Here is a 26630-nt window from a genome sequence, read left to right as displayed (position 1 = left end):
TACGAATGGCAAAACTCTATCGCCTCCTGACCGAGGAGGACACCTCGGCCTTCTGTCACAAGGTGTCGGACGCCTTGGCAAAAGGGTGGGAGCTCTATGGCGATCCCTCCTACGCCTTCGATCAGGCCAACAACGTCATGCGGTGCGCGCAGGCCGTGACCAAAGAGGTCGACGCGGACTATTCACCTGAGATGAAACTGGGGCAGCAATAATGGCAAAAACCAATCCGGGCCGCTTTTTTGAGGACTATTCCGTCGGGCAGGTGCTGCCGCACGCTGTCCCTCGCACCGTGACGGAGGGAGAGCGTGGCCTCTACCATGCGCTCTATCCTGCGCGCCATGCGCTGTATTCCTCGGATGAGTTCGCGCGGTCCTGTGGTTTGCAGGAAAGCCCGATTGATGATCTGGCGGCCTTCCACGTGGTGTTCGGCAAAACGGTGCCCGATATCTCGCTGAACGCAGTGGCCAATCTGGGATATGCCGAAGGGCGTTGGCTGTTACCGGTTCATGCGGGCGATACGCTGCGGTCGGTGTCCGAGGTGATCGGGGTCAAGCAGAACTCGAACGGCAAGACTGGCGTGGTCTGGGTGCGGACGCGTGGTCTGAACCAGTTGGACGAAGTGGTCATGGAATATGTCCGCTGGGTGATGGTGCGCAAGGCAAACCCGGATGCGCCAGCACCGGAAACACTCGTGCCCAAGTTGAAGAAAGTGCTGGAGCCAAGCGATTTGGTCATCCCCGAGGGGCTTGATTTCTCGAATTACGATTTCACCCTGGCGGGTGAGCCGCATCGTTGGGGGGACTATGAGATCGGTGAAACCATCGACCATGTGGACGGCGTGACAGTGGAAGAGGCCGAGCATATGCTGGCTACGCGCCTGTGGCAGAACACGGCCAAGGTGCATTTTGACCTGACCTTCCGCCCCGAAGGCCGCCTGATTTATGGCGGTCACGTGATCTCGATGGCGCGGGCTTTGTCGTTCAACGGTCTGGCCAATGCGCAGATGATCGTGGGTCTGAATGGCGGCGCACATGCCAACCCCTGTTTCGCAGGAGACACGATCAAGGCGTGGTCCGAGGTTCTGGACAAGGCTGAAACCGACGTGCCCGGGGTCGGAGCGATCCGCCTGCGCCTGGTGGCGACCAAAGGCGGCGCGCCGTTCGAGCTGCGCGGTGAAGACGGAAAATACACGTCGGACGTGCTGCTGGACCTCGACTATTGGGCCTTGATGCCGATCTAAAGCGTTTCGGGTTTACCTGAATCATCAAGTGACACGAATGTCCCGAGAACGCTGCAAGCGTGGCAGGGTATTCTTGTCACAGGTATAACCCGAAACGCTAAAATCGGGTTACAGTGATGTGAACACAGCGCCCGCAATCCGTGCTAGGGTGGCGGCATGTTGCTGCGTTTTCTCACCCTTTTCCTGTGCCTTACACGCCCCGCCGTGGCCTGTGATTTGGCGCTAGCCTTGGCGGTGGATGTCTCTGGCTCTGTCGATAGCAGCGAATATCGCATTCAGATGGATGGCCTTGCCGCAGGACTGCGTGACCCCGTGGTGTCCGAGGCCTTGGTACGCGGTCAGGCACAGGTGATGCTGGTGCAATGGACGGGCGAATCCCGCCAGCGGGTGACGATCCCGTGGACGAAAATCGACAGCTTTATCGCTCTGGAGAAGTTCGCTGATCAAGTTGCACAGGACCCAAGGGTCTGGCGAAACTTCTCAACCGCGATCGGAGAAGCTTTAGAGGCCACCCTGCTGCGGTTTGACGAAGTGGCAGAGTGCAGGCGACTGCTGATTGATATCTCGGGAGACGGAGTTTCCAACGAAGGGATTGAGCCGACGCAGATTCATGGCCTTCTGAAAGATCGAGGCGTGACGGTAAACGCAATTGCCATCGAAGAAAGCGAACCGGATCTGACGGCCTACTTCTTTGAGAACGTCATCTTCGGAGAGGGGGCGTTTGTCGTGTCGGCTTCGGGTTTTGCTGATTACCCGGAGCGCATACGAAAAAAGTTGCTGCGCGAGGTGACGCAGCAATCTGCCGGTTTTCGATGATCTGTAGGGATTCGTGATCACAATGCTTCTGCGTTGAAAACGCTAACATAGAATGATCGCATTGTATTTTGTGATCACACTTTTAAAGTGCGTGATCACAATTGGTCAAAATCACCGTTTTTGAGGCAATTTTACCTGTTTTTGCAGGTGCAGCACGTGACAGAAGCGCAAAAACAAGTAAAAAGTCTGGTAGCCAAAGTAAGAGGAGCCGCCATGGCCGATGTCAATCGGGGCAACCGCCCGCTCTCGCCACATATTATGATCTATCGCCCACAGATGACTTCCATGTCGTCCATCATGGTTCGGTTTTCCGGCCTCGGGGTGTTTGCCGTTGCCATTCTGGTCGTCTGGTGGCTGCTGGCAACGTCAACTTCGGAAAGTGCATTTGCGCTGATCGACGGGTTCCTGACCAGCTGGTTCGGCAAGCTGATCCTCATCGTCGCGACCTGGGCACTTTGGTATCACACGCTGGGCCGCCTGCGTCACGTTTTCTGGGACCTCGGCTACTGCCTCGACGTGAATACCTCGGAAAAACTGGGGATGGGCATGTTCATCGGGGCCACAGTCCTGACCATTCTCACCGTGCTTGTGGTTTAAGGAGACGGAGATGCGATATCTGACCGACCGCAAACGCGCGCAGGGCCTGGGCGCAGGGAAATCGGGAACACAAACCCATTGGCGTACCATGGTGCGCGCGATGATCCTGACCGTGCTGGTTCCCATATTTATCATCACCTTCGGACTGGGTCTCGGCGGCACGTATGAAGAGGTTCTGGCCTATTTCAGCCGTCCTTTCCCTGCGATTGTCACCGCCCTGACGCTAGTCGTGGGCCTGCAGCAGCTTATGTATGAGGCGCAGGAAACCATCGAAGACTATATCCATGGCATTCTTGAGAAAATCTCTCTCGTTGCGATGTGGGCGCTTGGTTACACGCTGATGGCTACGGGGCTGTTTGCCTTGGTCAAGCTGGCCCTGTGACGCGCGATAAGGAACAAGAACAATGACAGCAGCATATGAATATGAAACCCACGAATACGACGTGGTCGTCGTAGGTGCAGGTGGGGCCGGTCTGCGGGCGACATTGGGCATGGCCGAGCAGGGCCTACGTACAGCCTGTGTCACCAAAGTGTTCCCGACACGCTCACATACGGTTGCCGCGCAAGGTGGAATTGCCGCGTCCCTGTCCAACATGGGGCCTGACCATTGGCAATGGCACATGTACGACACCGTAAAGGGTTCGGACTGGCTGGGTGACACCGATGCGATGGAGTACCTTGCGCGCGAAGCTCCCAAGGCCGTTTACGAGCTGGAACACTACGGCGTACCCTTCAGCCGTACGGAAGAGGGTAAAATCTATCAACGCCCCTTCGGCGGTCACACCACCGAGTTTGGCGAAGGTCCCGCCGTGCAGCGCACCTGTGCAGCCGCAGACCGGACCGGTCACGCGATCCTGCATACGCTTTATGGACAATCGCTGAAAAACAACGCTGAATTCTACATCGAATATTTCGCCATTGACCTGATCATCTCCGAGGACGGGCAGTGTCAGGGCGTCGTCTGCTGGAAGCTGGACGACGGCACGATGCATGTCTTCAACGCCAAGATGGTTGTACTGGCGACCGGCGGCTATGGGCGCGCCTATTTCAGCGCCACCTCGGCCCATACCTGCACCGGCGATGGCGGCGGCATGGTGGCGCGTGCCGGTCTGGCGCTTCAGGATATGGAGTTCGTTCAGTTCCACCCAACCGGCATCTACGGCTCGGGTTGCCTAATCACCGAGGGTGCTCGAGGTGAAGGCGGTTACTTGACCAACTCTGAAGGTGAACGGTTCATGGAGCGCTATGCTCCCCAGTATAAGGACTTGGCGCCGCGCGACTATGTCTCGCGTTCGATGACGATGGAGATCCGCGAAGGTCGTGGTCACGGCGATGATGGCGACCATATTCATTTGAACCTGAGCCACCTGCCAGCCGAGGCGTTGGCGGAAAGGCTGCCGGGAATCTCGGAATCGGCACGTGTCTTTGCTGGTGTGGACGTTACCAAGGAACCGATCCCGGTTCTGCCGACCGTGCACTACAATATGGGCGGTATTCCGACGAACTATTGGGGTGAGGTTCTCAACCCCACCGCCGACAACCCAACCGCAGTTGTTCCCGGCCTGATGGCAGTGGGCGAAGCGGGTTGTGCTTCGGTCCACGGTGCCAACCGTCTGGGATCTAACTCTCTGATCGATCTGGTGGTCTTTGGTCGCGCGGCGGCAATCCGGGCCGGTAAAGTAGTGGACGCAGACGCGCCGAACCCTGTGCTGAATCAGGCATCGGTTGACAAAGCATTTGATCGGTTTGACGCCGTACGGAACGCCTCGGGCGCAGTCCCGACCGCTGACCTGCGGCTTGAAATGCAAAAGACCATGCAGCAGGACGCGGCTGTGTTCCGGACCGCCAAGACCATGGCGGAGGGCGTCGAAAAGATGACGGCGATCGCGGCTAAGATGGACGATCTGAAGGTTTCGGACCGGTCGCTGGTTTGGAACAGTGACCTGATGGAGTCACTGGAACTGACCAACCTGATGCCAAGCGCTCTGGCCACCATCGTGGGGGCCGAAGCACGCAAAGAGTCCCGTGGCGCACATGCGCATGAGGATTTCGCAGAGCGCGACGATGAGAACTGGCGTGTCCACACCGTCAGCCGGGTCGAGGGTAACAAAGTTGAACTCAGTTACCGTCCGGTGATCGTTGATCCTCTGACCAACGAGGATCAGGGCGGCATCAGCCTCAAAAAAATCGCGCCAAAAGCGCGGACGTTCTAAGTAGGAGCAACCATCAGGCAATGCGGTGCAAGCGCCACATACCCACCGACACGACCAACGCCCCTTTCGGGCGTGGTGAGGGGTGCTTGCCATGACAGTTGAACAGCTGCCTTCGGGTCCGCGAGACCCCAAGATCATCCTGATCGGCTTAAATCGCTGTGCAACCACGTCACTGCACAAACTGTTTCAGAACAGCGGCATCGCGTCGGTGCATTGGGTGGATGATCAGGGGTATAATCTGGCCCAGAAAATGGTGACGAATATCGCCATGGGTCGGAAACCGTTGGATGGGTTCGGCTCGGTCCGGGCCTTTACCGACATTGCCTTTGTGAATGCACGGTTCATGCTGGATGGCACGCGGTTCTTCCGTGAATTGCACGCCGCATATCCGGATGCCTATTTCCTGCTGAACACGCGCGATCGCGAGGATTGGATTTCGTCGCGCGCGCTGCACAGCAATGGCGGCTATCTCGAACGCTGCTGTAAGGCCAACGGGATGGGCGCAGACGAGGTGAAACAGGGCTGGCGCCGGATGTACGACGTACACCATGCCGAGGTGCAGGCCCATTTCGACGGGGACCCAAGGTTCCTGCGCTTTGATATCGACTGCGACGGCCCTCAGGCGATTGCCGACTGGTTGTCTGCGGACTTTGACGTGAATACTGCCCATTGGGGGCACTACAATCGAGGCGCGTCTGACCGCGCCCGGACAGGCTGAATGGAGAATTGACATGGTTCAACTGACCCTGCCCAAGAATTCCCGGATCACCACCGGTAAGACATGGCCCAAACCGGACGGCGCGAAGAACCTGCGCAAGTTCCAGATCTATCGCTGGAACCCCGATGACGGCCAGAACCCGCGTGTCGACACGTATTTCGTCGATATGGACACCTGCGGTCCGATGATTCTGGACGCGCTGATCAAGATCAAGAACGAGATCGATCCAACCCTGACCTTCCGCCGTTCGTGCCGGGAAGGGATCTGTGGCTCCTGCGCGATGAATATCGATGGGATCAACACGCTGGCCTGTATCTACGGCATGGATGAGATCAAGGGCGACGTGAAAATCTACCCGCTGCCGCATATGCCGGTGGTCAAGGATCTGATCCCCGATCTGACGCATTTCTACGCGCAGCATGCTTCGATCATGCCATGGCTGGAAACCAAGACAAACCGCCCCGCGAAAGAGTGGAAGCAGTCCATTGAAGACCGCAAGAAGCTGGACGGCTTGTATGAATGCGTAATGTGCGCCAGCTGCTCGACCTCGTGCCCGAGCTACTGGTGGAACGGCGACCGCTATCTTGGCCCCGCAGCTTTGCTGCATGCCTACCGCTGGATCATCGACAGCCGTGATGAAGCCACGGGCGAGCGTCTGGATGAGCTAGAAGATCCCTTCAAGCTGTATCGCTGCCACACGATCATGAACTGCGCCAAGACCTGCCCGAAGGGTCTGAACCCGGCAGCAGCGATCGCGCAGATCAAGAAGATGATGGTCGAACGCTCTGTCTGATCGACCGATGCGCTTGCCGTGCTGCGGCAAGCGCATGCCCCCTTTGCAAAAACGTCCGATGTCGTCGGTCCACCGACGCCGTATATTTGCGGAAGGGAGGAGTGATGAAATCAGGATCACTCCGATGAGTACACAAGCAAACACACCGAAAACCGACGCCAAGGAAGCTCTGACCTTGTTGGAGCAAGCGTGGGCGTATTACACGCCAGAACCGGTTGGCGCGCACGATCAACGAGAGCCTGAGTTGTTCGAATACGCCAACGCGGCGTGACACCGGCCTTGCCATTTGCGGCTGGAACGGGCCAAACAGATCTATGCCTGTTCTTCTGCTTCTTCTGGCCGCTGGGGTTTTCGCCTATTTCTTCTGGCGGTCCCGCACGTCTTCGCTGACACGCGACTGTCGCTGGCGATTGCATCGTGACGAAGATCTGTGGGTTTGTGCCTATTGCGGCGCGCGATCCGACGGTTCAGATCGTCCTTCGAAATGTCTGCGGCAATCAATCGGCAAATAGAAATCGGGCCGAGACATGCTCGGCCCGTTTCACTCTATGCTGCGTCCGGGAAGGCCGCTTGCAGTGCGATCTCGACCATGTCGCCAAAACTACGCTCCCGTTCAGATGAGGGCAGGGCTTCACCCGTCAGCAGGTGGTCCGAGACGGTTAGAACCGCAAGAGCACGGCATTTGTGTCTGGCGGCGAGGATATACAGCTCGGCCGCTTCCATCTCGACCCCCAGGATGCCGTGACGCACCATCTGTTCGTTCAGATCAGGGCGCTCATCATAGAACACGTCGGACGAATAGATCCCGCCCACATGGGTCGGCGTTCCCTTTGCTGCCGCCGCATTGGCCGCGGCCTGCAACAGGCCCCAATCGGCGCAGGGGGCGAAGTTCAGCTCCTTCATGATGCCTCGGGATGGCGTGCTAAGTGTGGTCGACGTCATTGCTAGAATAACATCGCGGACATTGACGCTGTCCTGCATACCACCACAGGAGCCGATGCGGATCAGTGTCTTTGCGCCGAAATCCCGGATCAATTCGTTCACGTAAATGGAAAGTGAAGGCATCCCCATGCCGCTGCCCTGAATGTTGACAGGGTTCCCTTTCCACGTACCGGTAAACCCGAGCATGCCGCGCACGTCACTGACCAACCTAACGTCATCCAAAAACGTTTCCGCCGCCCATTTCGCCCGATAGGGATCTCCGGGCAATAGAACGGTTTCTGCGATGTCGCCTTTTTCTGCGCCAATGTGGATTGTCATTTCTGAAACGACCTCTAATTCAGATTTCCAACTCGGCGATTTCGGTGCCGGAATTCAGCGCGTCATGCACCCATTGAGGTTTGCGCCCACGACCCGTCCAGGTTTGTTCCGGGGCGTTTGGATTGCGGTATTTCGCTTTTGATTTCTGTGACTTGGCGCTTCTTGGCCCGGTGTCCGAAAGCTCGGACAAGGAAAACCCGAATTCGGCTGCGGCTTTTTCGGCAGCTTCCAGAGCGGCTTTGCGCTCGCGCTTTTCAGCATCTACCAGGGCTTTATCTATATCGTCGCGCAATTGCAGAAGTTCATTGCGTGACACTTTTTCAAGCTCAAGTCCCATTACTTTTCCTCTTTCAGGCGTGAGTGGCTACGGTTGAAAAATACAAGCCGTATTTCCATACGCCGATATAGGCTATTCCCGGTATTTCGGGAATAGCCATCAAGAGTTTTTCAAAACGGGTGTTATTCGGCGGCGATTTCCTGCGGGTCCACCAGCGCGACGATGTCGCCCATGATTGCGTTCAATTCGAAATTCTTGGGCGTGTAGATTCTGGCGACACCCATTTTCTTCAAAGCGTCTGCGTCATCGTCCGGAATAATCCCGCCGACAATGACAGGCACATGCGACAGGCCTGCCTGTTTCAGGCGGGTTATTACGTCTTCGACAAGGGGCAGATGACTGCCAGATAGGATCGACAAGCCGATCACATGGGCATCATCCTCGGACGCGGCCGAGACGATTTCTTCTGGTGTCAGGCGAATGCCCTCATAGCTGATATCCATGCCACAGTCACGGGCGCGGAAGGCAATCTGCTCGGCTCCGTTGGAATGGCCATCCAAGCCCGGTTTACCGACCAGGAATTTCAAACGACGCCCGAGCCGGTCACTAACCGCATCGACCGAGGCGCGCAGGTCCTCCAACCCTTCGGTCTTGTTCGAGACCGAGCCGGACACGCCGGTTGGGCCACGGTATGTGCCGTAGACCTTGCGCATTTCCTCGGCCCACTCACCGGTGGTGACACCTGCTTTCGCTGCAGCGATTGAGGGCTCCATGACATTTGTACCGCTCTGCGCTGCCTCACGCAGTGCTGCCAAGGCCGCTTTGACCGCGGCGTCGTCGCGTTCCGCGCGCCAGTCGTTCAGACGGTCGATCTGCTCCTGTTCCACTGCCGGGTCCACAACCATGATCCCACCATCTTCGGTTTGCAGAGGCGAAGGTTCGCCATCCACCCATTTGTTCACTCCGACCACGATTGTCTCGTTCCGTTCGATGCGGTTCAGGCGTTCTGCATTGGAATCGACCAGTCGGGATTTCATGTATTCGATCGAGGCCACGGCACCGCCCATAGAGTCGAGATTGGCCAACTCCGCCCGCGCGCCTTCTTTGAGTTCTTCGACCTTGGCATCTACCGCCGGGTTCCCGTCGAACAGGTCTCCGTATTCCAGCAGGTCCGTCTCATAAGCCAGAATCTGCTGCATACGCATCGACCACTGCTGGTCCCAGGGACGGGGCAGGCCCAAAGCCTCATTCCAGGCGGGCAACTGAACGGCACGGGCGCGCGCCTTTTTCGACAGGGTCACGGCCAGCATCTCGATTAGGATACGGTAGACGTTATTTTCCGGCTGCTGTTCGGTCAGCCCAAGCGAGTTCACTTGAACGCCATAGCGGAACCTGCGGAACTTGGGGTTCTCAACACCGTAGCGTTGTTGAAGGATCTCATCCCAAAGATCGACGAATGCCCGCATTTTGCACATTTCGGTGACAAAGCGGATACCTGCATTTACGAAGAAGGAAATGCGTCCACATAGGGCAGGGAAGTCCTCGGCAGGCACACGCGGGCGTAGTTCATCCAGCACCGCAATGGCGGTGGCGAGTGCGTAGGCCAGTTCCTGTTCCGGTGTCGCACCGGCCTCTTGCAGGTGATAGGAACACACGTTCATCGGGTTCCATTTCGGCACGTTAGTATAGCAATACTCGGCCACATCCGCGATCATCTTCAGCGACGGCTTGGGCGGGCAGACATAGGTGCCGCGGCTGAGATATTCCTTGATCAGGTCATTCTGAACGGTGCCCTGCAGCTTTGAGACATCCGCGCCCTGTTCCTCGGCCACGGCGATGTAAAGCGCCAGCAGCCACGGGGCTGTCGCGTTGATCGTCATCGAGGTGTTCATCTGCTCCAGCGGGATCTGATCGAACAGCACCCGCATGTCGCCCAGATGGCAGATCGGCACGCCCACTTTGCCAACCTCACCCCGCGCCAACGTGTGGTCGCTGTCATAGCCCGTTTGAGTCGGCAGATCGAAAGCCACCGACAGGCCAGTCTGACCTTTGGCGAGGTTGCCGCGATACAGCGCGTTCGAGGCTTTGGCGGTGGAATGACCGGCATAGGTTCGGATCAGCCAGGGGCGGTCTTTCTGCATCTGCGTCATGGGCGGGCCTCGTGTTTCGGTGAGCAACAAAATTACGTCTACGGGTTCTAAATCGCAATTTTCAGGCATTGTCAATTCGCTGCGTTGCGGCATATGCGAATTGTCTAGATTGTGAGCCGTCTCGTTTGGTGGCAGTGTGGCCCGATGTTGAGAACCGTGGAACTTCCGCTGTGGCTATTCCTGTTGATCGTGGTCTTTGCCATGGTCACCTTTGCCTCGCATTTTCTGTTCCCGTCCGTCCGTTGGTTCTTTCGCCGCAGGCTTGAGAGGGCGGTCTCTCGGTTGAACAAGCGCCTGCAGCGGCCAATCCAACCGTTCAAGCTGGCGCGGCGGCACGACATGATCCAGCGGCTCATCTATGATCCTCAGGTCGGGCACGCGGTGCAGCAGCATGCCCATGACGAAGGTATCCCCGAAGCCGTTGCGTTCGAAAAAGCCCGCCGATACGCGCGTGAGATCGTGCCGTCCTTTTCGGCTTTTGCCTATTTCAGCTTCGCCATTCGCCTGTCCCGATTGCTGAGCAACGCGTTCTACAACGTGCATCTCAGCTATAAGGATGAAAGCGCGATCAAGGATATCGACCCCGAAGCGACGGTTGTCTTTGTGATGAACCATCGCAGCAATATGGACTATGTTCTGGTCACCTATCTGGCGGCGCAGCAATCCGCCCTGTCCTATGCCGTGGGCGAATGGGCGCGGGTCTGGCCGCTCAGCCGGTTGATCCGCGCGATGGGCGCGTATTTCATCCGGCGCAAATCGGGCAGTGAGCTGTATCGGCAGGTTCTAGCCAGCTATGTCCGCCACGCGACCGAAGCAGGTGTAACCCAGGCGATGTTCCCCGAAGGCGGGCTCAGCCTGACCGGGGCTTTGGGGCGACCCAAGCTGGGATTGTTGAAATACATCATCGACGGCACTTCGCCCGAGGGGCGCGATGTGGTGTTTGTGCCCGTGGCCCTGAACTATGACCGCGTTCTTGAGGACACGATCCTGACGCGTGCCGCCCTCGGAACCGATCGACGTTTTCGCGCGCGGATCGGGGTGATCACAAGCTGGGTTCTCAAGCAAATCTGGCGTCGGTTGATCGGTCGCTACAAGCGGTTCGGACTGGCCGCGGTTCGGTATGGTAAGCCGATCTCGCTGAAAGACTTCGAGGCACGAGCCGGTGATGACGTCATGACCGACCTCGCCCGCGCGTTGATGAAACGGATTGGCGCAGCGATTCCCTTGGTGCCGGGGCCGGCCGCGTGCTGGCTGCTGCGCGAGAATGGCCCTATGCCCGAACAAGAGGTGCGGAGTCGTATCCGTGCCCTCATGGAAGCCGATGGTCTGGCGCTGGCGGAATCAGAGGACGCCATCACCAGCGCTGTGGATCAAATGGTCGAACGGCGCATTCTGACCCTTGAAGACGGGGTTTTGAATCTGTCCGGGCAGCGCGAGGATCTTATGCAATACTACGCAGAGTCAGTGCCCGAACATGTGAAATCCGCCAATGCTGCGCTCGCGAAAGATGTTTCTGCACCCGCTGGGTCATAAAATTACAAAAATAGACCAAAGATGGTTGCAATGTTGCGCAACCCCTCCTATCCCTCTGTAGGAGAGGCGGCGATTCTGCGCCGCGGCAAAGATATTGAAAAGGAGGCCAGCATGGCTTTGGACACCGAAAGCGGTATCGCGTCGTACGAGGCACCCGAAAAGGACCTCTATGAAATGGGGGAAATCCCTCCTATGGGGTTTGTGCCCAAGCAGATGTACGCCTGGGCGATCCGCAAAGAGCGTCACGGAGAACCAAATACTGCGATGCAGCAGGAAGTGGTTGATGTTCCCGAGTTGGACAGCAACGAGGTTCTGGTCCTCGTAATGGCGGCGGGCGTCAATTATAACGGCGTCTGGGCTGCTCTGGGCCAGCCGATCAGCCCGTTTGATGGCCACAAGGCCCCCTACCATATCGCTGGTTCGGATGCATCGGGCATCGTTTGGGCCGTTGGGGACAAGGTCAAGCGCTGGAAGGTTGGTGATGAGGTGGTGATCCACTGCAACCAAGACGATGGCGACGACGAGGAATGCAACGGCGGCGATCCGATGTATTCACCGAGTCAGCGCATCTGGGGCTATGAGACCCCAGACGGATCGTTCAGCCAATTCACCCGCGTGCAGGCGCAACAGTTGATGCCGCGTCCCAAGCACCTGACCTGGGAGCAGGCCGCGTGCTATACCCTGACGCTCGCCACGGCCTACCGGATGCTGTTCGGGCACGAGCCTCATGACCTGAAGCCCGGCCAGAACGTTCTGGTTTGGGGAGCCTCGGGCGGTCTGGGCTCTTACGCGATCCAGTTGATCAACACGGCCGGTGCAAATGCGATCGGTGTGATCTCGGACGAAAGCAAACGGGATTTCGTGATGGGGCTGGGCGCCAAAGGCGTTCTGAACCGCAAGGACTTCAACTGCTGGGGTCAGCTGCCCACAGTCAACACGCCCGAATATGCCGAGTGGTTCAAAGAAGCCCGCAAGTTCGGCAAAGCGATCTGGGACATCACCGGTAAGGGCAACAACGTTGATATGGTGTTTGAACACCCTGGCGAAAGCACCTTCCCGGTGTCGACCTTCGTGGTGAAAAAGGGCGGTATGGTCGTGATTTGTGCTGGTACCACCGGGTTCAACTGTACCTTTGACGTGCGCTACATGTGGATGCACCAGAAGCGCCTGCAGGGGTCGCATTTTGCGCATCTGAAGCAAGCGGCAGCAGCCAACAAGCTGATGGTCGAACGCCGTCTGGACCCCTGCATGTCGGAAGTGTTCGCGTGGAACGATCTGCCCGAAGCGCATATGAAAATGCTGCGCAACGAGCACAAGCCGGGCAACATGTCGGTTCTGGTTCAGGCCCCGCGCACCGGCATGCGCACTTTGGAAGAGGTTCTGGACGCGCGTCCATAAGCCCATCCTGAAATATCTAAAAAAACACCCGCGAATCGGAACTCCGATACGCGGGTGTTTGCCGTCTTGGAGGGTCCTTTTTTGTTTCAACAGGTTGGAATTTTGGCCCTCACTATTTTTGGGGAGTAGAAACCGGTGAATAGGTCAAAAAGATCGCACATGTTATGGTTGTGTTAACACTTCGTTAACTGTTTCAGAGAGACCCTTATGGCGCAAAATGAGTGGATACTGGACGTATTGTCGGATCTCAACGCGTTCGCTGTTGCGAATGGGTTGACTGCCTTGGCCGAACAGCTGGACGACACCAAGCTGATCGCTGCAGCCGAGATCGCGTCCATGACAGATAAGGCACGGGCGCCCGCGGATGGGAACAGAACTCGACTTGGGTCAGATCCTGAAGGATTTGGAAAACACCGGCACGCTTGACGAGCTAGGCTCAGTCGCCATTCGCCTGCGCGACTGTCTGAAAGTCGAACATCTGACATATCATTGGGTGGATGCTGCTGGGGATCAGTACGGCTATACCACATATTCCGATGCCTGGGATGAACGGTATCGCGAAAAAAACTATCACCGCATCGACCCTGTGATACTGGGGTGTTTCCAGCGATTTCGCCCGGTTGATTGGAAATCGCTGGACTGGTCCGGCAGGGTGTCCAAAGCGTTTCTTCAGGATGCATTGGGAAATGGGGTGGGCAATCAGGGTTACTCGATCCCGATCCGAGGGCCGAACGGGCAGTTTGCGCTGTTCACCGTCAATCACAGTTGTGACGATGGCACTTGGCAGGATTTCATCTCGACTTTTGGCCGAGAATTGATTCTCGTGGCGCATTACATCAACCGCAAAGCACTGGAGTTTGAAAAGGACAGGCAGCCTGAAGCGACCCGAGGTCTGTCCCCGCGTGAAATTGATGCGATGACGTTGCTTGCGCAGGGCTTCAGCCGCGCTCAGGTTGCGCATTCGCTGTCGATCTCGGAACACACACTTAGGGTCTACATTGAAAGCGCGCGCTCGAAACTGGGTGCGCAAAATACGACGCACGCCATCGCGACCGCGCTCAGCCGTGGGTTAATAGTCGTTTAAGCAACGTACGGCCTTAGAACAGTAAATTAACCACGACTTCGTACCCCTTTCGTTCCTGCACAGGACGACAAGGGGAATTAGTTATGTTGCGTTATTTGTATGCTGATGAGCTGCATAAATTTCCAGCTTTGGCCGACGGGATGTTTCGCGATCGCGCGGATCAGTTCAAAACCCGGCTGGGATGGGACGTTTACGTCAATGAAAAAGGGGAAGAGCGGGATCAATACGATGATCTCAACCCGCTCTACGTGATTTGGGAGGAACCGGATGGCAGCCATGGCGGCTCAATGCGGGTTCTACCGACCACTGGCCCGGTCATGGTGAACGAGGTGTTCGGTCATCTCAACGAGGGCGAGCCGATCTGCAGCCCTCTGATCTGGGAGGTCACGCGCTTTTGCCTATCGCGCACAGCCAGCCCTCATACGGCGGGGGCTATTATGCTGAGCGGCGGTGAAATGATGGAGGGGTTCGGTCTGACTCATATCGCCGGCGTCTTTGATGCGCGGATGATCCGGATCTACCGCCTGATTGGGTCGTCGCCAATTGTGTTAGGGTCCGAAGGGAAAGGGCGCGATCAGATCTCGGTTGGTTTGTGGCCGTATTCCGCGGATGATTGCAACCGTGTGGCGGATCGGGCGGGCATCCCGCGCGAGCTTTCGCGCCTGTGGTTCAGAACCGCGTTCGGCCCAGCCAAACAGCACCGGTTTGCGCTGTCGGCCTAGGGCCTTGAAAACCCAAATCCGTATCTGGTGAAGGGTGGCGCGGCCCTGTAGGGTCGCGCCATGTCTTTGCCCAATGTGACCTTCTCAGAAGATCAGGCCGCCGCCTATGACAGCATCGCCGAGATGCTGCGCTCTGCCGGGGTGGACCTTGAAGATGATGCCCTGCTGAAACTGCCGGGACACGGTGAATCGGGTGTTATGGCCGTGATCGGCAAGGCCGGTTCGGGCAAGACCCTTTTGCTGGCGGAAATGTACAAGGCGCTGGCCGAGACGGGCGTTCACATCGTCTCAGGCGACTATGAAAGCCGCAAGTCTCGTGACAAGCGCAGTCTTGCGATTCTGGCCCCCACGAACAAAGCCGCGAGCGTTTTGCGCCTGCGCGGGGTACCCGCGACGACCATCCACCGGATTCTCTATACGCCCGTCTACGACCCTGAATATGAGCGCATCGCCGAATGGCTTGAGGGCAATGACGAACGGCCCGAAATCGAAGGCCTGACGGATGAGGCGCTGGACCGGGCGGCTGCCTTCTACCAGAACAACAAGTCGATCCCCGGTGCTTTGGCTGCCGCCGGTCTGCGCGGGTCGGATTTCATCACTGGCTGGAAGCGCCGGGAAGAGCCGCTGGACATCGGTTTTGTCGACGAAGCCTCGATGCTGGATGACCGCCAGTTTGATGATCTGAAGGAGATCTTCCCCACGTTGCTGCTGTTTGGCGATCCAGCACAGCTGGCGCCGGTCAACCAATCCGGCAGCATGGTGTTCGAAACCCTGCCCGAGCCGCGCAAGCTGACCCTGCATCGCATACACCGTCAGGATGCCGACAATCCCATCCTCGATCTGGCACATGCGCTTGCTGACCCTGCCATGGGGTTTGAGGATTTCGAGCGTCTGGTCGAAGACACCGCGCGTCGCGATGACCGTGTGGTCTGGGGGCAGAGGGTCGAGGTTGATCTAATGGCCCGGAGCCCGGTTCTGGTCTGGCGCAACGCAACGCGCATCCGTCTGATCCAGGCCTTCCGGCAGGTACATGGCGCCCCCGAGACGGAATTGCTGGAAGGTGAGCCGCTGATCTGCGACGGGATTGAGCTGCCTCTGAAACACCGCAAGAAACGGTTGGATCTTGAGGCGCGCGGCCTGATCAAGGGTGCTCAGGTGGTTTATCTGGGGCCGGGGCGAAAACCCGGTTTCTCGCGCCTGCATGTCATGGGGGCCGAGGACCCTCAGGTCAGTGCGGCGTCGATAGTGCAGATCGAAAAGCCGGATGAAGAGGAACCGTTCATCCCCTATGCCGCGCGTATGGGCGCGACCTTTCTGCATGGGGCGGCGGTGACCATCCACAAGGCGCAGGGCTCGCAATGGGATACGGTGCAGGTCTTTGCGCCGGACATCTACGCCGCGGCCCGCATGGGCCGGACCGAGGCCGGACAGCCCTTGTGGAAACGACTGGCCTATGTTGCCATCACCCGCGCGCAGGAACGGTTGATCTGGGTGGTGCGCAATCGCTTGTCCAAACCCACCCATCCTCTGCGCGTCGATGATCTGCGCGCGATACCGGCGGCGACCCTGACACTGGAGGCTGAAGAGACATGAAATCCATCCTCATAACCGGCGCAAGTTCCGGGATCGGAAAAGCCACGGCCGAGCTGTTTCTGGCCGAGGGCTGGACCGTCGGCCTGCTGGCCCGCAGCGAAGACAAACTGGTGGAAATGGCCGAAGGGCATCGCAATGCGATCCCTCTGGTTGCGGATGTGACCGATCCCGTGGCGGTTGCGCGCGCCTTTCGGTCGTTCTCGAACAGGGCCGAGCGGCTGGATGTACTGTTCAACAATGCAGGCATCTTCGCACCGGGCGGCACGATTGATGAAATCGCGTTGGAGGACTGGTACCAAAGCGTCAACGTCAACCTCAACGGCATGTTTCTGAGCGCGCGTGAGGCGTTTCGGATCATGCGTCATCAAACGCCGCAAGGCGGGCGCATTATCAACAATGGCTCAATCGCGGCGTATGTGCCGCGCCCGAACTCGGTGCATTACTCTGCAACGAAACACGCCATCACCGGGCTGACGCGCAGCCTGTCGCTGGACGGGCGTGATTTTGGCATTGCCTGCGGCCAGATCGATATCGGGAACGCCCGCACTCAGATGGTGCAGGGGCTGGTTGATGCTGCGGTTGCCGATGGTACGACGCCCGATCCGACCATGGATGTGGAAGACGCTGCCAAGTCGGTGCTGCACATGGCCAATCTGCCGCCCGAGGCCAATGTGCAATTCATGACCGTGATGGCCACGACCATGCCCTATATCGGCCGGGGCTGAGCGCTACTTTTCGCGCAGCAGACGGAAAGCCGTCGAGGCACCCCACCCTGCGGCAATTGCGATGACCAGTGACATCAGCCCGTACCAAACGGGCTGTTCGCGGGACATGTTGTAGAGAAACCGCTCCAGCCCCACTTTGCGCACGTCGATGGTGGTTTCGTATTGCGACACCACATTGCCGCCCCGCGTCAGGAAAATGCGCGCGGCATAGTCGCCTTCGGTCAGGTCGGCGGGCATGTCGATGGAAGTACGGAACAGGGTTTGTTCATCCACCGCAACCGTGTTTTCGCGGATCGAATACAGGCTCTCGCTCTCGCGAATGCGTATCACGGCATCGGCAAAGTCCTGAGCGGCCTCAATATGCATGGCCGCCCCGACCGAGCGGATGGCCCGTTCGATGGAAACCCGATAGCGGAGATCCTCGGTATTGGTGAGTATTTCTTTGAATGGCCCGCTGGTGGCTACCGCGTAAAAACTGGGGGCCAGATCGACCTCGACGCTGTCGGTGTTCACCCAGATTCCCAGCTTGCGCTCTTTTCGGCGCACGGTCAGAGGCTCGGATGGGCCTGCAACAGTGACGATCACCTCAAGCGGAGGGCCTTCGGGGATCGGGGCTTCGCGCTTGATGGCTCCGAAGATCAGAATCTCGGACCCGTCGAACGTTGCGGTAATGGCAACCCGGTCCTGGCTGAGGCCCAGGACCACCTGCTCTTCCGCGGCAGCGGCGGGCAGGCAGAACAGGCACAGGGCGGCGATCAATGAGCGGACCATGATCAGTGCCCCCCGCTGGCGCCAAGCGAATACAGCTCGGACGGTTCCAGAAGCAGATCAAGCGCCAGCTTGCCGCAGACGACCAGCACCAGCGCGGCCAGCAAAACCCGCAATTGCTCGGCTGGCATCCGGGCGCCGATCACGGTTCCGATCTGAGCTCCGATAACGCCACCGACCAGGAGCAGCACGGCCAGAACCACGTCCACGGTGTAGTTCGTTGTGGCGTGCAGCATTGTGGTGAAGGCGGTTACGAAAATAATCTGGAACAGGGATGTCCCGACCACAACCTTGGTGGGCATGCCCAGCAGGTAGATCATGGCAGGCACCATGATAAAGCCGCCGCCGACGCCCATGATCGCGGACAGAACGCCTACGCAGAGGCCGACCAGAACCGGTGGTATGACCGAGATATACAGGCCCGAGGTGCGAAAGCGCATTTTGAAGGGCATCGCATGGACCCAGCCGCGCTGACGGCGCTTGGCAGGTGCGCCTCCGCCCTTCTTGGCCTTGCGCAGGGCGCGCAGGCTTTCGACGAACATCAGGCTACCAATTACGCCAAGGAAGACGACGTAGCACAGGGTTACCAGCAGATCGACCTGGCCCAAGCTCTTGAGGTAGTTGAACACGACAACGCCAAGCGCGGCCCCGATAAGGCCGCCGATCAAAAGCACCGTGCCCATCCTGAAATCGACCGTCCTTCGCCTGAAATGTGCCAGAACGCCCGAGAAGGACGAGGCCACGATCTGGTTGGCTTCGGTCGCGACGGCAACCGCCGGAGGGATGCCGATAAAGAACAGAAGCGGCGTCATGAGGAACCCGCCGCCGACGCCGAACATGCCCGACAGAATGCCGACCATGCCTCCGAGCCCTAGCAATAGAAAGGCGTTTACGGAGACTTCGGCAATCGGAAGGTAAATTTGCATGGCATGCTCTAGTCGTATTGAGTTCGGCTGTGCAAAGCGGTGGACCCGCCGGCATCGGAAATGCGTGCAGCCTGAATATCGGGCGCTGCGGTCACAGGCCTACCACCCGTCTTTGGCAAATACGAGAGGAGGTTTGCACTCTTTTCTATCAGAGGAAACACGCACATACCCTCTTAGAGCGGTTGCGGCATGCAAAATCAACTCTGCATGCCGCTCTGCAGCGAACAGGACCCAGAATTGGCCCTGAACTGGACTTATCAGCGTTCTTTCACGTAGGGCTCGCCACCGGCGCGGGGCGGAACCGCCTTGCCGACGAAGCCCGCAAGAATCACCACGGTCAGGATATAGGGCAGGGCGTCCATCACCTGCACAGGGATCACGATGCCGCCCAAGTCGATATTCTGGAACCGCAGCGCGATGGCCTGAAGTAGACCAAACAGCAAACAGGCCCACATCGCGTGCCAAGGCCGCCATTTTGCAAAGATCAACGCCGCCAGCGCGATGAAGCCGCGACCGGCGGTCATTTCCTTGACGAACCCGGCCTGCAGCGCAGTTGCAAGATAGGCTCCGGCGATACCGCAGAGTACGCCGCAGATGGCGACAGCTGCAAAGCGCAGGCCGACGACCGAGACACCGGCTGTATCCACGGCGGCTGGGTTTTCGCCCACCGCGCGCAACCGCAACCCGAACCGGGTGCGATAAAGGATCCACCACGTCGCAGGCACCATCAGGAAGGCGATATAGACAAGGATCGAATGGCCCGACAGCAGTTCAGAATAGATCGGGCCGATGAAGGGCACTTCGCTCAGCGCTTCGGCGAAGGGGAAGTTGATCGGCTCAAATCGGCCTTGCCCGAACAGCGACGGGGTGCGCCCGCCTTGTTGGAACCAGCTTTGCGCGATCAGAACCGTCAGGCCAGAGGCCAGGAAGTTGATCGCCACGCCAGAGATCAGCTGATTGCCTCGGAACGTGATCGACGCCACGCCGTGTAGTGCCGACAAGACCAGAGACGACGCGATCCCCGCGAGCAATCCCAACCAGACCGAGCCGGTCACTGCAGCAACAGCCGCCGAGAAGAAGGCCGAGATCAGCATTTTGCCCTCAAGCCCGATGTCGAAAATCCCGGCACGTTCGGAATAGAGGCCTGCCAGACAAGCCAGCAGCAAAGGCGTCGCCAGACGGACGGTGGAATCGAGAACCTGGATCAGTGTTACGAACGAATCCATCACTGAGGCTCCTTCCGCAGGGCAAGGAACAGCTTTTCAAGCGGCATCCGCACCATGTTGTCCAACGCTCCGGTAAACAGGATCACCAGCGCCTGAATGACGACGATCAGCTCACGCGGGATGGATGTCCACAAGGCCAGTTCGGCACCGCCTTGGTAGAGGAAGCCGAACAGAAGCGCCGCGAGGAACACGCCGAACGGGTGCGAACGGCCCATCAGCGCCACGGCGATCCCAATGAAACCCGCGCCTTCGGTTGAGTTCAGAACCAGTCGCTCTGCCTCACCCATCACGTTGTTGATCGCCATCAGACCTGCCAGCCCGCCCGAGATCAGCATGGCGATGATGGTGATGCGAACCGGCGAGATCCCGGCATAGACGGCACCGGTTTCCGAATGACCATAGGCTCGGATCTCATAGCCCAGCCGGGTGCGCCAGATCAGCGCCCAGACCACGAAACAGGCGATGATCGCCACGAAGAACGAAATATTGGCAGGCGCTCCGCGGAACATCACGTTCTCGGCGGTTGAGAACATGGATTGGAAGGTCGGCAGGTGTACCGCCTCGGGGAAGCGCGCGGTTGCCGGGTCCTGCGAGCCTTGCGGGCGCATGACGTTCACGAGCATGTAGTTCAGGAAGGCAGCCGCGATAAAGTTGAACATGATCGTGGTGATCACGATGTGACTGCCGCGTTTGGCCTGCAGGTAAGCCGGTATCGCTGCCCATGCCGCGCCGAATATAGCGGCACCCAAACCTGCCGCGACCAGAGCGATACTCCAATGCGGCCATGGGATGTAGAGACAAACCATGGCAACGCCAAGACCACCGAGCATCGCCTGACCTTCGCCGCCGATGTTGAACAGCCGTGCGTGAAAAGCCACGGCCACCGCAAGCCCGGTGAACATGAAGTTGGTCGCGTAGTAGAGCGTATAGCCCCAGCCATAGGTCGACCCCAACGCACCTGTGACCATCAGGTTCACGGCCTCAACCGGGTTCTCTCCGATGGCGAGGATCACCAGCGCCGACAGGATCGTGGCCAACACCAGGCTGATGATGGGGATCAGCACGACGTCGGCCCATTTGGGCATTTTTTCCATCTTACGCGGCCTCTCCCGCAACACCGGCCATCAGCAGGCCCAGTTCTTTTTCATCTGTCTCATGGGGCAGACGCTCGCCCATGATATGTCCGTCAAACATCACGGCGATCCGGTCCGAGAGCGAGAAGATCTCCTCCAGCTCGACCGAGACCAGCAGGATCGCTTTGCCTTGGTCGCGCAGGGCCACGATCTGTTTGTGAATAAATTCGATCGCGCCAATGTCGACGCCGCGGGTCGGTTGGCCGACCAGCAACAGGTCTGGGTTCCGCTCGATCTCGCGCGCGACGACGATTTTCTGCTGGTTGCCGCCCGAAAAGCTTTTGGCGGTCAGCCAGCCATTCGGGGGACGCACATCGAATTTCTCGATCTTGGCTTCGGTGTCCGCGCGCAGGGCGGCGTTGTCCATGAACAGGCCGCGCTTGTAGGCCGGGTCACGGTGATAGCCGAAGGCAACGTTTTCCCAGGCATGGAAATCCATGATCAGACCTTCGCGCTGACGGTCTTCCGGTACATGCGCGATGTGCTGCGCGCGACGCGCCTGACCGTCAGAGCCAGCCCCGCTGAGGGGTAACGGCATACCGTTCAGCTTGATCGACCCCTGACTAGGGCGCATCCCACCCAGAACTTCCAACAGTTCCGACTGGCCGTTTCCCGCGACGCCTGCAATGCCGACGATCTCACCGGCGCGGACGGTCAAGTCGATGCCTTTGACACGTTCAACACCCGCCGCATCGAACACGCGCAGGTCTTGGACCTCAAGAATGGGTTTCCCGGGCTGCGCGGGTACCTTGTCGACCTGTAGCAGGACCTTGCGGCCCACCATCAGCTCGGCCAGATGCTCAGGGTTGGTTTCCGAGGTTTTGACCGTGGCCGTCATCTCTCCGCGCCGCATGACCGAAACGGTATCGGTGTTCTCCATGATCTCGCGCAGCTTATGCGTGATCACGATGATCGTCTTCCCTTCGGCCCGAAGACGGTCGAGGATGCGGAACAGCTGGTCGGCCTCGGCCGGGGTCAAAACGCCGGTGGGCTCATCAAGGATCAGGATCTCGGCCTTGCGATACAGCGCCTTGAGGATCTCGACCCGTTGCTGCAAGCCCACGCCGATCTCATCGATGCGCTTGTCGGGATCGACGAACAGCTCGTACTCTTCTTCCAGCGCTTTCAGCTCTTTCCGGGCTTTGGCCAGAGACGGGGCCAGCAGCCCGCCATCCTCGGCGCCCAGAACAATGTTTTCAAGAACGGTGAAGTTTTCGACCAGCTTGAAGTGCTGGAACACCATCCCGATACCCGAGGCGATGGCCGCCTGACTGTCTGGAATGTCGGTCTTGGTGCCGTTGATCCAAATCTCACCTCTATCGGCTTTGTAGAAGCCGTAGAGAATGCTCATCAGCGTGGATTTGCCCGCACCGTTTTCACCGATGATCCCATGGATCGTGCCGGGGGCGACGCTGATGGAAATGTCTTTATTGGCCTGAACCGGCCCAAAGGCTTTGGAAATCCCTTTGAGCTCAATGGCGGGGACTGTCATGTCTTGTCCTTGGGTTGCCGAAGGGCCGCGCGGTTCGCGGCAGAGTGGGAGGCGAGGCGGAGAAATCCCCGCCTCGCTATTGTATTAGAACTGCAATGCGGGGCAGCTGTCGTTGTCGTAGTAGCTGACGACAGTCACGTTGCCCGCGATGATGTCGTCACGCGCCTGATCGACGGCTGCTTTCATGTCGCCAGACACCAGCGACGCATTGTTGTCGTCCATCGCAACGCCAACGCCTTCCTCGGCTAGGCCCATGGCGAACACGCCGGTTTCGAGGTTTTCACCCGCTTTCATCGCGTCATAGACGGCCACGTCCACGCGCTTGAGCATCGAGGTCAGAACCTTGCCCGGGTGCAGGTGGTTCTGGTTGCTGTCCACACCGATCGACAGGATGCCTTCATCCGCCGCGGTCTGCAGAACACCAACACCGGTGCCGCCCGCGGCTGCATAAATCACGTCAGCGCCCTGGCTGATCTGCGCTTTGGTCAGCTCGGACCCTTTAACCGGGTCGTTCCATGCGGCTGGGGTGGTGCCAGTCATGTTGGCAACAACGTTGATGTCAGGGTTCACAGCCTTGGCGCCTTGCGCATAGCCGCAACCAAAGTGGCGGATCAGCGGAATATCCATGCCGCCGATGAAGCCGACAGTGCCCGATTCCGACGCCATCGCAGCCATCATACCAACGAGGTACGAGCCTTCATGCTCGGCAAAGCCGATCTGACGGATGTTCGGGGCGTCCAGCCAGGTGACGTCAACCGCAACGAACTTGGTGTCAGGATAGTCGCCGGCAACGGCGGACAGAGGATCGGCCATGGCAAAGCCCATGGTGATCACCGGGTTCGCGCCAGCTTCGGCGAAACGGCGCAGGGCCTGTTCACGCTGTGCTTCGGACTGAAGCTCAATCTCGCGATAGGTGCCGCCGGTTTCGTTGGCCCAACGCTGTGCGCCGTTATGTGCGGCTTCGTTGAACGACTTGTCGAACTTGCCACCCAGGTCAAAGATCAGAGCCGGTTCGGCCAGTGCGGCACCCGCGGTCAGAGCGACGGCGGCGGCAGCGCCCATCAAGGATTTCATCAGGGTCATTTGGTACTCCCGTTGTTTTTGTCGGTTCGAGGTTAAACTAGCCTCGTTTACCCACCTATAGCGAGCATAACCGTTGTGATGACGGGAATTAAGGCCGTATGCAACAGGCAGGGTCAACTGATTTTTGACCACTTGGTCTAAAAAATAGCGACTTTATTCAAGGCAGGGCGCGTTCCATCACAATTGCATCGCAATTTGAGACGGAATCGCGTGTATAATAGGCTTTTCGCCGCCCGCATGGGCTGTATCCGAAGCGTTCATAGAGCGCGATAGCGGCCCCATTGTCTGCCGCCACGTCAAGAATCGCGCGCGCCGCGCCCAGATCAGCGGCAACCGCATGCCAGTTTTTCATGCTGGCTGCAGCCAAACCCTGACGCTGATACAGGGGGTGAGTCGCGATGGTCAGCAACTCGGCCTCGTCCGCGATGACCTTAAACAGGGCAAAGGACTTGGGGTCTCCGACAACATGGGTGAAGCGGTTTTGCAGCAGGTCTTCGAACTCGGCAGCCGTCCACGGGCGCGCCTGTGTGAAGGCCGCAGCGTGGGTCAGGGCCATGTCGTTCGGGGTCATTCGTCCAGCAGCACAGGAGGGAGGTCGCGAGAAGGCGCCGCATCCGCGGGACGAATGTAGAGCGGTGCGGGTGGTTCCGTTTCCGTGCCGAACCTGCGCGCCGCGACATGGGCGATGGCCTGAACATGCGCGTTTGGGTCCGTGGCAGTGAAGAGGGGGCCAAGCCCCTCGGCCTCGGCCCGAAGCATCAGGCGTGGGCCTTCTGAGGTCTGTACATAGACCTGATCGCGCGGGGCCGAGATCGCGGGTAGGTGACCGTCGGGCACGTTCTCGGTCAAGGCATCAAAACCTGACACGCCGACGGCCGGGATGTTCAGACCCAATGCAAGCCCACGCGCCGCTGAAACCGAGATTCGAATGCCGGTGAAGTTTCCTGGGCCGATGCCAACACCGATGGCGTCCAGGTCTTTCCAGCCAAGACCGGCCTCAGACAGAACCTCCTCCAGCAGCGGCAGCAGGCGTTCGGCCTGCCCACGTGACATGGCCTCGGCCCGCGTGACAACAATTTCAGAGCCACGCAACAAAGCGGCCGCGCAATGCGCGGCCGATGTGTCAAATGCCAGAAGGGTCGGTTCAGACGGCAACGGGGCGAACCTCGGTCACTTCGGGGATGTAGTGGCGCAGCAGGTTCTCGATCCCCATTTTCAGGGTCAGGGTCGAGGACGGGCAGCCCGCGCAGGCCCCTTGCATATGCAGGTAGACCACGCCGCGGTCAAAGCCGTGGAAGGTGATGTCGCCACCGTCCTGAGCCACCGCTGGGCGCACACGGCTGTCCAGCAGGTCCTTGATCTGATCGACGATTTCCGAATCCTCGCCGGTATGTTCGGCATGGCCGGATGCGGGTGCCGCTTCGGCCCCCATGACGGGCTGGCCGGATTGGTAATGCTCCATCACCGCGCCGAGGATGCTTGGCTTGATATGGTCCCAATCGACGTCATCCGCTTTGGTCACGGTGACAAAGTCATTGCCAAAGAACACGCCGGTCACGCCGCTGACCGCAAAGATGCGCTGGGCAAGCGGCGATTTTTCGGCGGCTTCTGCGGATGGGAAGTCGGCTGTGCCTGCCTCAAGCACCGTCTGGCCGGGCAGGAACTTCAAGGTTGCCGGGTTCGGGGTGGATTCGGTCTGAATGAACATGAGGCAGCTCCGTTTTCGTTGCTTCTGATATGCGGGCAGCCGCCGTGGAAGTCAAGATTTGGAACCGTTCTAAATTGCGAGAGCGTGGTTTATCGCGTCAACCAACCGGTCATCACCCCAGAAAACCTCATCCCCGACGACAAAACTGGGTGCGCCGAACAAGTCGAGTTCTTTGGCGCGGCTGGATTGAGCAAAGAGCGCCGCTTTTACCTTTGGGTCTTGTGCGCTCTCTATGAAAGCGGCGGGCAGACCTGCGGCTGCAAGGCAATCGGTCAGTGTCGATGCGGCCGAGATATCGCGGCCTTCGCCGAACTCGGCCATGTAGACGGCACGGGTAAACGCGGCCCGCTGGTCTTGGGACGTGATGGCCACTGCCAAACGCGCAGCGGTCAGGGAATTCTGCGGAAACGGATCGGGGCGCTGAAACGGCAGCGCGCGCGCGGCGCATAAACGCTCCATATCGCGCCACATGTAGCGGCCCTTGGCGGGGTAGATCGTGAATGGAGAGGTATTCCAGCCCTGTTCGGCAAAGATGGGCCCCAAAAGAAAGGGCTGCCAATCTATGGGCACCCCCTTTTCAGCGGCCAGTTGCTCGATCCGCATCGCGCTGAGGTAAGAATAGGTTGAGGCGAACTCGAACCAGAACTGAACGGGTGCTGCCATGGTGCCTCAGGTAATCTCTTCCAGTTTTTCCTTGCTCAGATCACCTGGCACGATGGTGATCGGGATCGGCATGCTGCCCGAGTTTTTGGTCAGCTGAGTCACCAGCGGACCCGGCCCTTTCTTGTCGGTGCCGGCGCCCAGAACCAGGACCCCAATCTCCGGGTCGGACTGTACGTGTTCGATGATCTGTGCCACCGGATCGCCTTCGCGAATGGCCAATTCAGGCTCAACGCTCTGCTTGTCGCGCATCCATTTGGCGAAGACTTCGAAATGGGCGTGGATGCGTTCGCGGGCCTCTTCACGCATGGTTTCGGCCACACCAATCCAGTGATTGAATTCGTCCGGCGGGATCACGGACAGGATTGTCACACCGCCGCCGGTATGCGCGGCCCGCATCGCGGCAAAACGCATGGCGTTCAGGCATTCGCGGCTGTCATCCAGAATGACGAGAAACTTGCGCATTTGGGTCCTCTTGATTTTCTGGGATCATGCCCGACCGATAGCGTGCTGGC

At 58.8% G+C, this 26630-nt stretch carries 29 protein-coding genes; 15 read left to right on the top strand and 14 right to left on the bottom strand.

Features of this window, described 5'->3' with window-relative positions:
• Window positions 1-5 precede the first annotated feature (5 nt).
• From ACR3FB_RS14510 to ACR3FB_RS14470, 9 genes are all read left to right on the top strand, one after another.
• The gene (locus ACR3FB_RS14510; protein ID WP_170378966.1) at window positions 6-212 is read left to right on the top strand and encodes a DUF1737 domain-containing protein; all 207 of its coding nucleotides are present in this window, start codon (window positions 6-8) and stop codon (window positions 210-212) included.
• The gene (locus tag ACR3FB_RS14505; protein ID WP_480565932.1) at window positions 212-1240 is read left to right on the top strand and encodes a MaoC family dehydratase; all 1029 of its coding nucleotides are present in this window, start codon (window positions 212-214) and stop codon (window positions 1238-1240) included. Before ACR3FB_RS14510 ends, ACR3FB_RS14505 begins: the two co-directional genes overlap by 1 nt.
• Before the next feature lie 156 nt (window positions 1241-1396).
• Window positions 1397-2056, top strand: a complete 660-nt coding sequence (locus tag ACR3FB_RS14500) for a DUF1194 domain-containing protein (RefSeq protein WP_425084301.1) — start codon at window positions 1397-1399, stop codon at window positions 2054-2056.
• Window positions 2057-2269: 213 nt separating this feature from the next.
• Window positions 2270-2653, top strand: a complete 384-nt coding sequence (gene sdhC / locus ACR3FB_RS14495) for a succinate dehydrogenase, cytochrome b556 subunit (RefSeq protein ID WP_480565930.1) — start codon at window positions 2270-2272, stop codon at window positions 2651-2653.
• Window positions 2654-2663: 10 nt separating this feature from the next.
• Window positions 2664-3035 carry a succinate dehydrogenase, hydrophobic membrane anchor protein gene (locus tag ACR3FB_RS14490; RefSeq protein WP_425084299.1) on the top strand — a complete coding sequence of 124 codons (372 nt, stop codon included), beginning with the start codon at window positions 2664-2666 and terminating at the stop codon, window positions 3033-3035.
• A gap of 22 nt (window positions 3036-3057) precedes the next feature.
• Complete coding sequence (sdhA, locus tag ACR3FB_RS14485; protein ID WP_480565928.1) at window positions 3058-4866, top strand: succinate dehydrogenase flavoprotein subunit; 1809 nt, start codon at window positions 3058-3060, stop codon at window positions 4864-4866.
• Between the two features lie 91 nt (window positions 4867-4957).
• Entirely contained in the window at window positions 4958-5584 is a 627-nt protein-coding gene (locus ACR3FB_RS14480; protein ID WP_480565926.1) for a sulfotransferase, read from the top strand.
• A 13-nt stretch (window positions 5585-5597) separates the two neighbouring features.
• Complete coding sequence (locus ACR3FB_RS14475) at window positions 5598-6377, top strand: succinate dehydrogenase iron-sulfur subunit (RefSeq protein ID WP_170462678.1); 780 nt, start codon at window positions 5598-5600, stop codon at window positions 6375-6377.
• A gap of 124 nt (window positions 6378-6501) precedes the next feature.
• Complete coding sequence (locus ACR3FB_RS14470) at window positions 6502-6648, top strand: hypothetical protein (RefSeq protein ID WP_170468964.1); 147 nt, start codon at window positions 6502-6504, stop codon at window positions 6646-6648.
• A gap of 275 nt (window positions 6649-6923) precedes the next feature.
• Here ACR3FB_RS14470 and deoD read toward each other — a convergent pair whose 3' ends face one another.
• The 3 genes from deoD to ACR3FB_RS14455 all read right to left on the bottom strand — a co-directional run bounded on the left by deoD (window position 6924) and on the right by ACR3FB_RS14455 (window position 10064).
• On the bottom strand, window positions 6924-7637 hold the full coding sequence (gene deoD, locus ACR3FB_RS14465; protein ID WP_480565924.1) for a purine-nucleoside phosphorylase: 714 nt from the start codon (window positions 7635-7637) through the stop codon (window positions 6924-6926).
• A 19-nt stretch (window positions 7638-7656) separates the two neighbouring features.
• A complete protein-coding gene (locus ACR3FB_RS14460; protein ID WP_480565923.1) occupies window positions 7657-7974 on the bottom strand; it encodes an H-NS histone family protein in 318 nt (105 codons plus the stop codon).
• Between the two features lie 122 nt (window positions 7975-8096).
• The gene (locus ACR3FB_RS14455; protein ID WP_480565922.1) at window positions 8097-10064 is read right to left on the bottom strand and encodes a methylmalonyl-CoA mutase family protein; all 1968 of its coding nucleotides are present in this window, start codon (window positions 10062-10064) and stop codon (window positions 8097-8099) included.
• Window positions 10065-10208: 144 nt separating this feature from the next.
• On the opposite strand from ACR3FB_RS14455, the gene ACR3FB_RS14450 reads away from it, so the two are divergent.
• The 6 genes from ACR3FB_RS14450 to ACR3FB_RS14425 all read left to right on the top strand — a co-directional run bounded on the left by ACR3FB_RS14450 (window position 10209) and on the right by ACR3FB_RS14425 (window position 17119).
• Entirely contained in the window at window positions 10209-11597 is a 1389-nt protein-coding gene (locus ACR3FB_RS14450) for a 1-acyl-sn-glycerol-3-phosphate acyltransferase (RefSeq protein ID WP_480565920.1), read from the top strand.
• 111 nt (window positions 11598-11708) lie between these two features.
• Window positions 11709-12995 (top strand): crotonyl-CoA carboxylase/reductase, encoded by a 1287-nt coding sequence (ccrA, locus tag ACR3FB_RS14445; RefSeq protein WP_170468948.1) that lies wholly within the window; start codon window positions 11709-11711, stop codon window positions 12993-12995.
• Between the two features lie 364 nt (window positions 12996-13359).
• Entirely contained in the window at window positions 13360-14079 is a 720-nt protein-coding gene (locus tag ACR3FB_RS14440; protein ID WP_480565919.1) for a helix-turn-helix transcriptional regulator, read from the top strand.
• 83 nt (window positions 14080-14162) lie between these two features.
• Entirely contained in the window at window positions 14163-14801 is a 639-nt protein-coding gene (locus ACR3FB_RS14435) for an acyl-homoserine-lactone synthase (RefSeq protein WP_170639929.1), read from the top strand.
• A gap of 60 nt (window positions 14802-14861) precedes the next feature.
• The gene (locus ACR3FB_RS14430) at window positions 14862-16394 is read left to right on the top strand and encodes an ATP-dependent DNA helicase (RefSeq protein WP_480565918.1); all 1533 of its coding nucleotides are present in this window, start codon (window positions 14862-14864) and stop codon (window positions 16392-16394) included.
• A complete protein-coding gene (locus ACR3FB_RS14425; RefSeq protein WP_480565916.1) occupies window positions 16391-17119 on the top strand; it encodes an SDR family oxidoreductase in 729 nt (242 codons plus the stop codon). Before ACR3FB_RS14430 ends, ACR3FB_RS14425 begins: the two co-directional genes overlap by 4 nt.
• 3 nt (window positions 17120-17122) lie before the next feature.
• On the opposite strand, the gene ACR3FB_RS14420 is transcribed toward ACR3FB_RS14425, so the two are convergent.
• The 11 genes from ACR3FB_RS14420 to ACR3FB_RS14370 form a co-directional block, all read right to left on the bottom strand.
• The gene (locus tag ACR3FB_RS14420; RefSeq protein WP_170691471.1) at window positions 17123-17890 is read right to left on the bottom strand and encodes a TIGR02186 family protein; all 768 of its coding nucleotides are present in this window, start codon (window positions 17888-17890) and stop codon (window positions 17123-17125) included.
• Window positions 17891-17892: 2 nt separating this feature from the next.
• Window positions 17893-18813, bottom strand: coding sequence for a sulfite exporter TauE/SafE family protein (locus ACR3FB_RS14415; RefSeq protein WP_170691469.1), 921 nt, complete (start codon window positions 18811-18813; stop codon window positions 17893-17895).
• 257 nt (window positions 18814-19070) lie between these two features.
• Window positions 19071-20039: an ABC transporter permease gene (locus ACR3FB_RS14410; protein ID WP_209252332.1), complete on the bottom strand. Its 969-nt coding sequence runs from the start codon at window positions 20037-20039 to the stop codon at window positions 19071-19073.
• Window positions 20039-21133 carry an ABC transporter permease gene (locus ACR3FB_RS14405; protein ID WP_480565915.1) on the bottom strand — a complete coding sequence of 365 codons (1095 nt, stop codon included), beginning with the start codon at window positions 21131-21133 and terminating at the stop codon, window positions 20039-20041. The genes ACR3FB_RS14410 and ACR3FB_RS14405 overlap by 1 nt, the downstream gene beginning before the upstream one ends.
• Window position 21134: 1 nt before the next feature.
• Complete coding sequence (locus ACR3FB_RS14400; RefSeq protein WP_480565913.1) at window positions 21135-22664, bottom strand: ABC transporter ATP-binding protein; 1530 nt, start codon at window positions 22662-22664, stop codon at window positions 21135-21137.
• 84 nt (window positions 22665-22748) lie between these two features.
• The gene (locus ACR3FB_RS14395) at window positions 22749-23747 is read right to left on the bottom strand and encodes a BMP family lipoprotein (RefSeq protein WP_425084286.1); all 999 of its coding nucleotides are present in this window, start codon (window positions 23745-23747) and stop codon (window positions 22749-22751) included.
• A 157-nt stretch (window positions 23748-23904) separates the two neighbouring features.
• Window positions 23905-24318 (bottom strand): GNAT family N-acetyltransferase, encoded by a 414-nt coding sequence (locus ACR3FB_RS14390; protein WP_170661171.1) that lies wholly within the window; start codon window positions 24316-24318, stop codon window positions 23905-23907.
• Window positions 24315-24902, bottom strand: a complete 588-nt coding sequence (tsaB, locus tag ACR3FB_RS14385) for a tRNA (adenosine(37)-N6)-threonylcarbamoyltransferase complex dimerization subunit type 1 TsaB (protein ID WP_170661170.1) — start codon at window positions 24900-24902, stop codon at window positions 24315-24317. The genes ACR3FB_RS14390 and tsaB overlap by 4 nt, the downstream gene beginning before the upstream one ends.
• Window positions 24892-25455 (bottom strand): NifU family protein, encoded by a 564-nt coding sequence (locus tag ACR3FB_RS14380; RefSeq protein ID WP_170462695.1) that lies wholly within the window; start codon window positions 25453-25455, stop codon window positions 24892-24894. The genes tsaB and ACR3FB_RS14380 overlap by 11 nt, the downstream gene beginning before the upstream one ends.
• Window positions 25456-25524: 69 nt before the next feature.
• The gene (locus ACR3FB_RS14375) at window positions 25525-26118 is read right to left on the bottom strand and encodes a 2-hydroxychromene-2-carboxylate isomerase (protein WP_425084284.1); all 594 of its coding nucleotides are present in this window, start codon (window positions 26116-26118) and stop codon (window positions 25525-25527) included.
• A gap of 6 nt (window positions 26119-26124) precedes the next feature.
• Window positions 26125-26580: a universal stress protein gene (locus tag ACR3FB_RS14370; RefSeq protein WP_170378913.1), complete on the bottom strand. Its 456-nt coding sequence runs from the start codon at window positions 26578-26580 to the stop codon at window positions 26125-26127.
• Between the last annotated feature and the right edge of the window lie 50 nt (window positions 26581-26630).

It is taken from the genome of Ruegeria sp. AO1, from assembly GCF_056535985.1.
Note: the sequence above shows the minus strand (reverse complement) of the source record. Positions and strands in the feature narration are given on the sequence as shown.

What these genes read in the sequence shown, in the direction of transcription:
- sdhC (WP_480565930.1), top strand. Translation starts at nt 2,270, where the DNA reads ATGGCCGATGTCAATCGGGGCAACCGCCCGCTCTCGCCACATATTATG.
- ACR3FB_RS14375 (WP_425084284.1), bottom strand. Translation starts at nt 26,118, where the DNA reads ATGGCAGCACCCGTTCAGTTCTGGTTCGAGTTCGCCTCAACCTATTCT.
- deoD (WP_480565924.1), bottom strand. Translation starts at nt 7,637, where the DNA reads ATGACAATCCACATTGGCGCAGAAAAAGGCGACATCGCAGAAACCGTT.
- ACR3FB_RS14460 (WP_480565923.1), bottom strand. Translation starts at nt 7,974, where the DNA reads ATGGGACTTGAGCTTGAAAAAGTGTCACGCAATGAACTTCTGCAATTG.
- ACR3FB_RS14450 (WP_480565920.1), top strand. Translation starts at nt 10,209, where the DNA reads ATGTTGAGAACCGTGGAACTTCCGCTGTGGCTATTCCTGTTGATCGTG.
- ACR3FB_RS14470 (WP_170468964.1), top strand. Translation starts at nt 6,502, where the DNA reads ATGAGTACACAAGCAAACACACCGAAAACCGACGCCAAGGAAGCTCTG.
- sdhA (WP_480565928.1), top strand. Translation starts at nt 3,058, where the DNA reads ATGACAGCAGCATATGAATATGAAACCCACGAATACGACGTGGTCGTC.
- ACR3FB_RS14455 (WP_480565922.1), bottom strand. Translation starts at nt 10,064, where the DNA reads ATGACGCAGATGCAGAAAGACCGCCCCTGGCTGATCCGAACCTATGCC.
- ACR3FB_RS14430 (WP_480565918.1), top strand. Translation starts at nt 14,862, where the DNA reads ATGTCTTTGCCCAATGTGACCTTCTCAGAAGATCAGGCCGCCGCCTAT.
- ACR3FB_RS14425 (WP_480565916.1), top strand. Translation starts at nt 16,391, where the DNA reads ATGAAATCCATCCTCATAACCGGCGCAAGTTCCGGGATCGGAAAAGCC.
- ACR3FB_RS14480 (WP_480565926.1), top strand. Translation starts at nt 4,958, where the DNA reads ATGACAGTTGAACAGCTGCCTTCGGGTCCGCGAGACCCCAAGATCATC.
- ACR3FB_RS14395 (WP_425084286.1), bottom strand. Translation starts at nt 23,747, where the DNA reads ATGACCCTGATGAAATCCTTGATGGGCGCTGCCGCCGCCGTCGCTCTG.
- ACR3FB_RS14475 (WP_170462678.1), top strand. Translation starts at nt 5,598, where the DNA reads ATGGTTCAACTGACCCTGCCCAAGAATTCCCGGATCACCACCGGTAAG.
- ACR3FB_RS14400 (WP_480565913.1), bottom strand. Translation starts at nt 22,664, where the DNA reads ATGACAGTCCCCGCCATTGAGCTCAAAGGGATTTCCAAAGCCTTTGGG.
- ACR3FB_RS14380 (WP_170462695.1), bottom strand. Translation starts at nt 25,455, where the DNA reads ATGTTCATTCAGACCGAATCCACCCCGAACCCGGCAACCTTGAAGTTC.
- ACR3FB_RS14410 (WP_209252332.1), bottom strand. Translation starts at nt 20,039, where the DNA reads ATGGATTCGTTCGTAACACTGATCCAGGTTCTCGATTCCACCGTCCGT.
- ACR3FB_RS14510 (WP_170378966.1), top strand. Translation starts at nt 6, where the DNA reads ATGGCAAAACTCTATCGCCTCCTGACCGAGGAGGACACCTCGGCCTTC.
- ACR3FB_RS14390 (WP_170661171.1), bottom strand. Translation starts at nt 24,318, where the DNA reads ATGACCCCGAACGACATGGCCCTGACCCACGCTGCGGCCTTCACACAG.
- ACR3FB_RS14415 (WP_170691469.1), bottom strand. Translation starts at nt 18,813, where the DNA reads ATGCAAATTTACCTTCCGATTGCCGAAGTCTCCGTAAACGCCTTTCTA.
- ACR3FB_RS14490 (WP_425084299.1), top strand. Translation starts at nt 2,664, where the DNA reads ATGCGATATCTGACCGACCGCAAACGCGCGCAGGGCCTGGGCGCAGGG.
- ACR3FB_RS14500 (WP_425084301.1), top strand. Translation starts at nt 1,397, where the DNA reads ATGTTGCTGCGTTTTCTCACCCTTTTCCTGTGCCTTACACGCCCCGCC.
- ACR3FB_RS14435 (WP_170639929.1), top strand. Translation starts at nt 14,163, where the DNA reads ATGTTGCGTTATTTGTATGCTGATGAGCTGCATAAATTTCCAGCTTTG.
- ccrA (WP_170468948.1), top strand. Translation starts at nt 11,709, where the DNA reads ATGGCTTTGGACACCGAAAGCGGTATCGCGTCGTACGAGGCACCCGAA.
- ACR3FB_RS14505 (WP_480565932.1), top strand. Translation starts at nt 212, where the DNA reads ATGGCAAAAACCAATCCGGGCCGCTTTTTTGAGGACTATTCCGTCGGG.
- ACR3FB_RS14370 (WP_170378913.1), bottom strand. Translation starts at nt 26,580, where the DNA reads ATGCGCAAGTTTCTCGTCATTCTGGATGACAGCCGCGAATGCCTGAAC.
- ACR3FB_RS14420 (WP_170691471.1), bottom strand. Translation starts at nt 17,890, where the DNA reads ATGGTCCGCTCATTGATCGCCGCCCTGTGCCTGTTCTGCCTGCCCGCC.
- ACR3FB_RS14405 (WP_480565915.1), bottom strand. Translation starts at nt 21,133, where the DNA reads ATGGAAAAAATGCCCAAATGGGCCGACGTCGTGCTGATCCCCATCATC.
- ACR3FB_RS14440 (WP_480565919.1), top strand. Translation starts at nt 13,360, where the DNA reads ATGGGAACAGAACTCGACTTGGGTCAGATCCTGAAGGATTTGGAAAAC.